Below are 9209 nucleotides of genomic sequence, written 5' to 3' on the forward strand. Positions count from 1 at the left end.
GGTTAACGATACGTAAGTAACGATGGCAGCTCCACAGACGATGAGGGCTGCCATCGTCATTTACGCATCTATCCAATTTGAATGTGAGTCAAAAGGAGACAGAGCCAAACTTAAAGGAGGTGTCGCGGATAAACACCAAATCATTACAGTAGCGACGGCTTTAGCCGTTGACAAAACCTTTCGCCGGATAAATCCGGCGCTACGGAATCAGAGGAAGTTGTTGTGAGGAGAGTTGACGTATTTCTCCATTATCCCTTTGGCTGCCCGTAACAATCAATGAACCTTCCCCCGGCTGCGCCAGGTGAAAAGATGTAGCGGATGAGCGGGCTAAGGGAGAATTGAAGGAATGAAGGAATGAATGATTGAAGGAACCGAATAGCGCTCCTCCTATCTGTCGAGCGCAGCGAGCTGATCGGAGGTGTCGCGGTATCGCAACAAATGCAGCGAATGACTGCCCCCCAAATACCGGTCTTTACCAACGAACGCTGCACCTGCACCGGCTGAGCCGAGTATTCCGCTGCGCTTCACGCCCCGCGCCCCCGTGTTCTGCCGCTGCCCGCCCATTCAATCCCTCAATCATTCTGTCCCTCAATCCTTCATTCCCTTTCTCCCCCGTACCTTCGCGCCATGTTGAAATACCTGCGTCAACTATTCGGGAAGACCGAATCAAATGATCCCCCTGAGATGAAATTTTTAATCGTTGGCCTGGGCAACCCGGGTGCCAAATACGAAGATACCCGGCACAATGTGGGCTTTCGGGTGGTGGAGCGACTGAGTGAAGACTGGTCGCCCGCCAGTCATGGCGCCCTGGCCCGCATTCGCCACCGGGGCAAGCAGATTGTTCTGCTCAAGCCCGATACCTTCATGAACCTGAGCGGAAAGGCGGTGCGCTACTGGCTGCAGAAGGAAAAAATCCCGAAGGAGCGCCTGCTGGTCGTCATGGACGACCTCCACCTCGACTTTGGCCACCTGCGCCTGCGCGGCAAGGGCAGCGACGCTGGCCATAACGGCCTGAAAAGCATCGATCAACTCACCGGCGGGAACAATTACGCCCGGCTGCGCTTCGGCATCGGCCGAGACTTTCACCCCGGGCAGCAGGCCGACTACGTACTGGGAGAATGGCCCGCAGAAGAATTCCGGGACCTGCCCGGTCACCTGGATCGCGCCGCCGAAATTTGCCTGAGTTTCTGCGCCCACGGGCTGCAGAACACCATGAACAAGTACAATAAAAAGGGCGGTTAAAGGCGTAAATGCCCGTTCTCGTACCACCAAGGTTGCCACGGTAAAAACCCTTTCGGGTTTCCCCTGTTAGGCGGGGGAACCAGAGACATGACCTTGGACAAACAAATCACGATCGTCGGCGCCGGTTTTGCCGGTCTTTCTGCCGCCTGCTACCTGGCCCGGGAGGGCTACCGGGTGCGCATCCTCGAAAAAAACGAGGGGCTGGGCGGACGTTGTCGTCAGTTTAAAACGGACAATGGTTTTACCTTCGATATGGGCCCCAGCTGGTACTGGATGCCCGAGGTGTTTGACAATTTTTTCAAGGACTTTGGCTCCTCGGCCGCCGAGCACTACGAGTTGGTGCGCCTGGACCCGAGCTACGAAATCTACTTCAGCAAGGACGATCAAATTGAGGTGCCCGCTTCGACGGAAGATTTGTTTTCGCTGTTTGAACGCCTGGAGCCGGGCAGTTCGGCTAACCTGCGGCGCTTCCTGGACGAAGCGGAGTACAAATACCGCGTCGGCCTCGGAGAGTTCGTGCAGAAGCCGGGCCACAGCATGATGGATTTTGCCGATCTGCGGGTGGTGAAGGCCGCCGTGAAACTGCAGATGCTCACCGATATGTCTACCTACGTTCGCCGGCTGTTCAAGCATCCGCAGCTGATTCAGTTGCTGGAGTTTCCGGTGCTGTTCCTGGGCGCTACGCCGGCCAATACGCCGGCCCTGTACAGCCTCATGAACTACGCCGACCTGAAGTTGGGCACCTGGTATCCCCTCGGCGGGATGCACAAGATCATCGAAGGTATGGCCGCGGTGGCCCGCGGCCTGGGCGTGGAGATTCACGCCGGCTCTCCGGTAAGCAAAGTACATTCGGAAGCGGGGACAGTCCGGAAAGTAACCACCGCCAACGGCAAGGAATACCCCACCGACGTACTGATTTGCGGAGCCGACTACCACCACTTCGAGCAGGAAGTCCTCGACCCCCAGGACCGGGTGTACAGTGAATCCTACTGGCAAAAGCGCGTCATGGCGCCTTCCAGCCTACTGTTTTACGTGGGACTGGACCGCAAAATTCCCGGTCTGCACCACCATACCCTCTTTTTCGATGCGGACTTCAATCGCCACGCCCACGAAATCTACGAGGAACCCGCCTGGCCGGAAGATCCGCTCTTCTACGTTTGCGCCCCCTCGGTTACGGATTCTTCGGTGGCTCCGGCGGGGCAGGAAAACCTCTTCTTCCTGCTGCCCCTGGCCCCCGACCTGGACGATACCGATGAGCGGCGGGAGCACTACTGGAACCTGATGAGCGAACGCTTTGCGCAACGGACGGGCGTGGACATCCGTCCGCACGTCGTGTACCGCCGGGGCTTCGCCCACCGCGATTTCAAATCCGACTACAATGCCTACCGGGGCAACGCCTACGGCCTGGCCAACACCCTGACCCAAACGGCCTTTTTAAAACCTAAATTGAAGAGTAAAAAACTGGACAACCTCTGGTACACGGGACAACTGACGACCCCGGGACCAGGGATGCCCCCCAGCATCATCTCCGGTGAGGTGGCCGCTCGGGATATTCACCGCAAGCTGACCGGTGCAAAAGAACTATCGTCTTCAACGTCCCTTTCCAATTCAAGCCATGCTTAGCTTATACAATCAAGTTTGCCGGGAGTGCGCCTCCCTGATCACCCGTCGTTACAGCACGAGTTTCAGCCTGGGCATCCGGGTGTTTGATAAACCCCTGCGTGCCCCCATCTACGGTATTTACGGTTTCGTCCGTTTTGCCGACGAAATCGTGGACACCTTCCACGATAAGGACAAGGCCACCCTGCTGCAGCGCTTTCGGGAAGACACTTACCGGGCACTGGAGGAAGGCATCAGCCTCAATCCAGTTCTGCACGCCTTCCAGGAAGTGGCCAACGAGTACGGCATCGGCCGCGACCTGATTGATCCCTTCCTGGACAGCATGGCCATGGATCTGGACTTCAGCCGCTACCACGACGACCTCTACAAGCAATACATCTACGGCTCCGCGGAAGTAGTGGGGCTGATGTGCCTCAAGGTGTTCGTGCAGGGGGACGAAGCAGAATACGAGCGCCTGAAGGACCCCGCACGGGCCCTGGGATCTGCCTTCCAGAAAATTAATTTCCTGCGGGACATCAAGTCTGACTACGAAGAGCGTGGCCGGGTGTACTTCCCGGGCGTGGACTACAATCACTTCGACCAGGCCACCAAGGAGGCGATCGAAGCGGACATCAAAGCGGATTTCGATTACGGCTACGAGGGAATCAAACAGCTTCCCACCAGCGCCCGACTGGGCGTTTACCTGGCCTATACCTACTACCTCAAGCTCTTCCAGAAAATCAAACGTTCCCCCGCCACGCAGGTGGCGGAGGAACGCATTCGGGTGCCGGATGGGCGGAAGGTTTACCTGTTGGCCACTTCCGCGGTCCGGGCACGTTTCGGGATGTTGTAGACGCTAGCCTAATTAACCGTACCAGCGCAACACATCCGTGATGCCGTCGCCGTTGAAGTCGCCCAGGACGAGATCCTGCTTGGTGTAGTCTGATCCGTTGATGGTACGCCAGTTGGTGTCGGCGTTGTCGCTCACCCGCCAGCTGTTGCCGTCGGCGAGTAAAATGTCGTCCGTACCGTCCTGGTTAAATTTTCCGACCATGAGGTACCCAATGGCGTAGTCTGATCCATTGATGGTGCGCCAATTGGTGTTGGCGTCGTCGCTCACGTCCCAGTTGTCACCGTCGGCGAGCAGGATGTCGTCGTACTGGTCACCGGCGAAGTTGCCGACCATAAGGCTCTGGCGACGGTAGGTACTTCCGTTGACGACCACCCAGCTCGATTGGGCGGCATCAGCTACCCGCCAGGGGTTACCGTTGGCCACCAGGATGTCGTCCCGGTAGTCACCGATGAAGTTGCCGACGAGCAGATCTTTCTTTTGGAAGGAACTGCCGTGAATGGTGCGCCAGTTGGTGTTGGCTCCGGAAGAAATACGCCAGTTGTTGCCGTCGGCCAGAATGATGTCGGCTTTGTTGTCCGCGTCGAAATAGCCGACCAGCAGCTGATCGCTTCGGTAATTGCTGCCGTTGATTGGCGTCCAGGCGGAGGTAGCCGAGTAGCTCACTTGCCAGTTACTCCCGGTGGTCCACAAGAGGTCATCGCTGCCGTCGCCGTCGAAGTCCCCGACCAGCAGGTCATCCGAGTTTACCGGGGTGACGTGTACCAGCTGCCAGTTGGTCGTTCCGCCGTAGGAAACCAGGTACCCTTCGGCTTCGCCGCAGAAATTATCTACCGGATAAAGGTCATTTACTCCCGCAATGTCGCCGGGACTGAGGCCCCGGCGCTGCCCGATGGTGGTCCCCGCAGTGGCGGGGGGAGTCTTCACCGTGATGGTGGGGCGGCCATTCTTACTGAAGGCGGAGCTGGGGTAGTGCATGATGGACCCGTAGTCGTAGTCTCCATGATTTTGGATGGCGCCGGGGGCATACTTATCGAAGTTGTGTTCGTAGGCCGTGATGATGTTCTCCGAATGAACGTTGATGTAGTTATCCCGGTCGCTGCGGCTATGCTCGTGATAAATGCCGGCGGCGTGGAGAATTTCGTGAATAATGGAGCCCCGCGAACAACCGGTCGTGATGTCGATGTCTTGTCGGCCACCCTGCCGACCTACGTAGGAACTGCAACCACTCTGGGAAATAAAGTGGACGTAATCTTCGTGTTCGTGCCGGGGGGTAAGGCAAAGGTTGGTCTGCGCCATAACCGCCTGGATGGCCGCTTCGATCTCGGCTTTTGCCGGGTGGTTCCGGGGCAAATGATAGGGGATAACTCCGCCGGACCACTGCTCTCCACGGCAGACGATGGTCGCCGATCGGTTGGGGAAGTCGGTTGCCTCACCCAGCAGAATGTCACCTTCGATGAAGAACTTTCCGTCAACTTCCGTTACCGTCATCTGCTGGGTAATCCCCAGCAAGGGAATGTTTACCTCACGAACCTGAGTGTTCGTGATGATACCGTGGTGATATTCCGGCGGCGTCTCGGTAAGTTCCACCGAAATGGGGGTAGGGGCTTCGTCGGGTAGCGTGAGGTCCTCGGATTCACAACCAAAAAAGAAGAACAGGGCCGTAAATACGAGGCAGTAAATTTGTTGGGTACGCATGGTGTAGTGGGTTTGATTTATTACCCAATTGCGCAGCCCGGAAATCCTTACTGTGCGTTGACGTTAAAAAAAGCTTATCAATTTTTCGTGGCTTTAGATGGGAAGCTATTAACGGAACCGGCCCCATCCGCAGCCCCTCCGGTACGGAAGGCGGCATGGTGGTGAACCGCCGGGACATAAAATTGTCCTGATGGTACGGCTGCCTGATGCGTGGCCGTTGACCTAACCGATGGCAACCCGGACCGACGTGGTCCGGGACGCTGGAAATCCTGAACTTAACTTGTTGAAGTGTTTGAGTCTGATCGTTTGGAGGGCTGGCTGACCGTGTTTTTCCTGTTTGCCTTTGCCAGTGGCACGCTGGCGCACCTCCTGCCTTCCGTGCTGCCCGTTACCCGGGTGACGACCGATGGTTTGCTGCTGGTGATTAACGGACTGCTGTTTTTCGCCCTCTGGCGTAGAAACGTAGACGCTCGCCTCCTCTGGTGGCTGGTGGCGGCCTACGGCATTACCTTTTCTCTGGAAGCCATCGGGGTGGCTACCGGGGCCATTTTCGGTGACTACACCTACGGCCCGACCATGTGGTGGCAGTGGTTGGGCGTGCCTTTCGTTATTGCCCTAAACTGGGCGGCCCTGACGCTGGCGTGCAACGACCTGGCGGAAAGGTTGCTTGACCGTTTTGGTCATGACGGGGGCGAGGATGTGGGGCAAGGCGAAATCCTCGGTTCAACCAGGACGGGTGCCACGAAATCCCCTGAAGCAGTCCGGGAGAACCGGTCTTTGGGCACGGCCACGTTGGCGGCCCTGCTGGCGGGAATATTTACGGCCCTCTACGACGTGGCCATCGAACCCGTGGCCATCGCCCTGGATTACTGGACCTGGGCGGCCGGAGACATCCCCCTGCAAAACTACCTGGCCTGGGCCGCGATCGCCTTCGCGATTTCTTTACCCCTGCAACTGCTGCGGATTCGCTACCGAAGTCCCCTCCTGCTGGTGTACCTGCTGGCCCAGCTGTTCTTCTTCCTCGTCCTCAATTTTGCGCTATGAGTAACCGTGGAGGTGCTGACGGTAATACGGGGGATTTTTAAAGTCCGGACTAGCTCTTATGTTTGGGCGAATTTCCGTAGCCATGACCGCAACTCACGCTCATTACCGACGCGGTGGCCAGACCGACCTTCTCGTTAAGTACGAAAAATAAAAGCCCCGTCTCCATGCGAAACCACCACAAGTATCTCCTCTTACTGTCTCTCTTTTTTGGGGTGGTCGTTTCCTGCGGGAAAGAAGAACCGGAAATCGCGCTTAGTAAGCCTGCGGTGCAAAGTCCGATCAATCCCAACGGCGATAGTGAACTGGCCCTTTTAATGCGCGCCATGTTTGACGAAGCCAGGAAAATCAAAACACAGATTGAGAACGGCGAGCCCGTCACCGTAGAATTGAATCACGAGGAAATTTTGCAGGCCCACGCGACGGAACCCGAAAAGGCGGCCTCTCCGGAATTCAAAGCCTACGCAAATCTTTACTTACAGAGTCTGGTCGATTTGCAGTCGGCAAGCACTCCCCAGTTGGCGGGCATTTTTGAAAACCTGGTCGACAATTGTATGGCCTGCCATCAAGCCATGTGCCCCGGACCAATGGTAAAGATTAAAAAGTTACGGCAGTAATTCACCTTCCGGTTGCGGGGAGCACGCTTGGGCATTCGGACGATAATTCCAAAACATATTGCCCCGCCGGCCGTTCCACTGCCATTGGCCTCCGGGATTCCCGACTGGTGGATTGTTTACTGACAATGTCGCTGGTTACCGGACGGTCACTTAACTGAATCGGGGGAACCATGAATCACTACGACATTGCGGTCCTGGGTGGTGGCCTGGCCGGCCTCAGCCTGCTGTATCACCTGGAGCGCGCCAGGAAGATGGACGGTAGAAAAATCCTCCTGGTCGACCCCGAAGGGAGGAAGAGCGCCCACGACCGGACCTGGTCCTTCTGGGAAAAACATCCCGGCCCCTTCGAGCACCTGGTGTACCACCGCTGGCCGGCGGTGACGGTGCACAATGATTACCGGGAAGTCGACCTGAACCTGGCTCCCTTTGAGTACAAGCTGATCCGTTCTACGGAGTTTTACGCCTTCGTTAATGACGTCATTGACGCCAGACCCGAGGTGACCCGGATCAAGGGCTTCGCCCGGGATGTCGTCAGTGAGGGAGAAGGCGTCACCTTCCGGATTGACAATGCGGCGTATCGTGCGGACACGGCCTTCAGCAGTATCCCCCTGCACCTGCCCCCCGGGCCAAATAAAGACTATCCCTATCTGGACCAACACTTCCGTGGCTGGTTCATCGAAACGGAAACCGACGTATTTGACCCCACTACGGCGGCCCTCATGGATTTTCGCACGCCCCAGGAAAAGGAGTGTCGCTTCTTTTATGTCCTGCCCTTTTCCCCGCGCCGGGCGATGGTGGAAATCGCCATCTTCAGTAACCGGCACCTTCAGCGGGAGGAATACGACCGGCTGCTTGCGGACTACATCCGGGAACACTGGACCACGGCACCCTACGACATCAACCACACGGAAGAGGGGAATATCCCCATGACGACCTACCGCTTCCCTTACCGCAGCGGTAACCTTATATATATAGGTATGGCCGGTGGCGCCACGCGGCCCTCCACGGGCTACACCTTCTTCGGTCTCCAGCATCAATTGCGGGAAGTGGCCCAGCGGTTCCCGGATACGGCCCCGGTGGCCGCCTGGCCCCGGCGGCACATCCTCTACGATGCCATCCTGCTACGCATCCTGGAGGAAGGCACCATTCCCGGTAGCGACATCTTCGTCAACCTCTTTGCGGATAATCCCTCCACCCGGGTTTTTGATTTCCTCAACGGCGAAAGCTCCGTACTGGAAGAGCTGAAGCTGATGTCGACGATGGACATCCTCACCTTCGGGGCTACCTTTCTGAAGGAGGTGCCCCGCCATTTGGTGGCTTGAGAAGACCCGTGGCGGCGGAGCGTTTATGCGACTAGCCCGTTAGGCAACGGCGTGCAGGTGCAAAGAATAGCCCGGGATGCCGACCGATCTGGCCTTGGGCCGGGCTAAAGGGCCCGCCCGGGGACTCACCGAAAACTTTTTTTTACGCTAAAGGCCTGATGATCAGGGAAGATTTGGGCGAAGAAAAAATATTCTGTTCTTCAACCATTAAAGAGCTTGCACGTTTACAGTCACGGGCCTTATCTTTGCGCCCCGCGATTGAAAGACATCGCAGCCATCCGGTCCTTTTTAAGGCACTGGATTTCACCACCAACCTTTGATTTCAAGTGTTCGATTAGTCCTCCGGGAATGCCCACGGGACGGTAACACTTTCGGCTCTTCGGGAGCCTTTCCTCTGGCAGGAATCTTTTTGGAAAAATCTTTTCAAAAAGCTTGCGGGAGTGAAAATGAAGTTGGTACCTTTGCGGCCCGCAAAATGAGCGGGGTTGCGTTGAGGGGATGACTTTGAAAATAATTTTCAAAAAAATCTCTTCAGGTCTTGCACAGTAAAAATAGTCGCTGTAATTTTGCAGCCGCTTTGAAAGCAAGGCGATCAAAAATTGACTTTTTAGACTGGTTTTTCGGAACTGGTTTTGGAAGATAAAAGTCGGCCCTGGGTGCCGTGCTGAAAGGTTTGACTTTCGGCGAACCATTCAGGAGCGAGCCGGCGACACGATCTTTGACATCAATGGTAGGCGAGGTTCAAAGCCAAGATCATAGGATAGCATTAGTTCTACTAATGGCTTGAAGTGGAAATGGCCCTGACAATAAATTTGACAAGACAGCATTGAGCTCTTCTAT

General features: G+C 56.4%; 8 protein-coding genes. 6 read left to right on the forward strand and 2 right to left on the reverse strand.

The genetic code is table 11. The annotated features are described in order from the left end of the window. Positions 1 to 684 precede the first annotated feature (684 nt). From pth to E1J53_RS23640, 3 genes are all read left to right on the forward strand, one after another. Positions 685 to 1242, forward strand: coding sequence for an aminoacyl-tRNA hydrolase (gene pth, locus E1J53_RS23630; protein ID WP_134274826.1), 558 nt, complete (start codon positions 685 to 687; stop codon positions 1240 to 1242). An 87-nt stretch (positions 1243 to 1329) separates the two neighbouring features. Next, positions 1330 to 2865 carry an NAD(P)/FAD-dependent oxidoreductase gene (locus E1J53_RS23635; protein ID WP_253932305.1) on the forward strand — a complete coding sequence of 512 codons (1536 nt, stop codon included), beginning with the start codon at positions 1330 to 1332 and terminating at the stop codon, positions 2863 to 2865. Then, positions 2858 to 3694, forward strand: coding sequence for a phytoene/squalene synthase family protein (locus E1J53_RS23640; RefSeq protein WP_134274827.1), 837 nt, complete (start codon positions 2858 to 2860; stop codon positions 3692 to 3694). Before E1J53_RS23635 ends, E1J53_RS23640 begins: the two co-directional genes overlap by 8 nt. A gap of 12 nt (positions 3695 to 3706) precedes the next feature. Here the strand turns inward: E1J53_RS23640 and E1J53_RS23645 are convergent, their stop codons facing one another. Continuing rightward, positions 3707 to 5389 carry a M12 family metallopeptidase gene (locus tag E1J53_RS23645; protein ID WP_134274828.1) on the reverse strand — a complete coding sequence of 561 codons (1683 nt, stop codon included), beginning with the start codon at positions 5387 to 5389 and terminating at the stop codon, positions 3707 to 3709. Between the two features lie 288 nt (positions 5390 to 5677). Between E1J53_RS23645 and E1J53_RS23650 the strand changes: the two genes are divergently transcribed. From E1J53_RS23650 to E1J53_RS23660, 3 genes are all read left to right on the forward strand, one after another. Then, positions 5678 to 6433 carry a carotenoid biosynthesis protein gene (locus tag E1J53_RS23650; protein WP_368671773.1) on the forward strand — a complete coding sequence of 252 codons (756 nt, stop codon included), beginning with the start codon at positions 5678 to 5680 and terminating at the stop codon, positions 6431 to 6433. 164 nt (positions 6434 to 6597) lie between these two features. Continuing rightward, positions 6598 to 7047 (forward strand): hypothetical protein, encoded by a 450-nt coding sequence (locus E1J53_RS23655; RefSeq protein WP_134274829.1) that lies wholly within the window; start codon positions 6598 to 6600, stop codon positions 7045 to 7047. A gap of 170 nt (positions 7048 to 7217) precedes the next feature. Then, a complete protein-coding gene (locus tag E1J53_RS23660; protein ID WP_134274830.1) occupies positions 7218 to 8369 on the forward strand; it encodes a lycopene cyclase family protein in 1152 nt (383 codons plus the stop codon). A gap of 239 nt (positions 8370 to 8608) precedes the next feature. Here the strand turns inward: E1J53_RS23660 and E1J53_RS23665 are convergent, their stop codons facing one another. After that, a complete protein-coding gene (locus tag E1J53_RS23665; protein WP_134274831.1) occupies positions 8609 to 8965 on the reverse strand; it encodes a hypothetical protein in 357 nt (118 codons plus the stop codon). Positions 8966 to 9209 lie beyond the last annotated feature (244 nt).

Origin of the sequence: Lewinella sp. W8 (assembly GCF_004375085.3) — a bacterium.
Taxonomy (GTDB): Bacteria; Bacteroidota; Bacteroidia; order Chitinophagales; family Saprospiraceae; genus Neolewinella.

Coding starts and splice junctions, on each gene's coding strand:
- pth (WP_134274826.1), top strand. CDS start 685: ATGAAATTTTTAATCGTTGGCCTGGGCAACCCGGGTGCCAAATACGAA.
- E1J53_RS23635 (WP_253932305.1), top strand. CDS start 1,330: ATGACCTTGGACAAACAAATCACGATCGTCGGCGCCGGTTTTGCCGGT.
- E1J53_RS23640 (WP_134274827.1), top strand. CDS start 2,858: ATGCTTAGCTTATACAATCAAGTTTGCCGGGAGTGCGCCTCCCTGATC.
- E1J53_RS23645 (WP_134274828.1), bottom strand. CDS start 5,389: ATGCGTACCCAACAAATTTACTGCCTCGTATTTACGGCCCTGTTCTTC.
- E1J53_RS23655 (WP_134274829.1), top strand. CDS start 6,598: ATGCGAAACCACCACAAGTATCTCCTCTTACTGTCTCTCTTTTTTGGG.
- E1J53_RS23660 (WP_134274830.1), top strand. CDS start 7,218: ATGAATCACTACGACATTGCGGTCCTGGGTGGTGGCCTGGCCGGCCTC.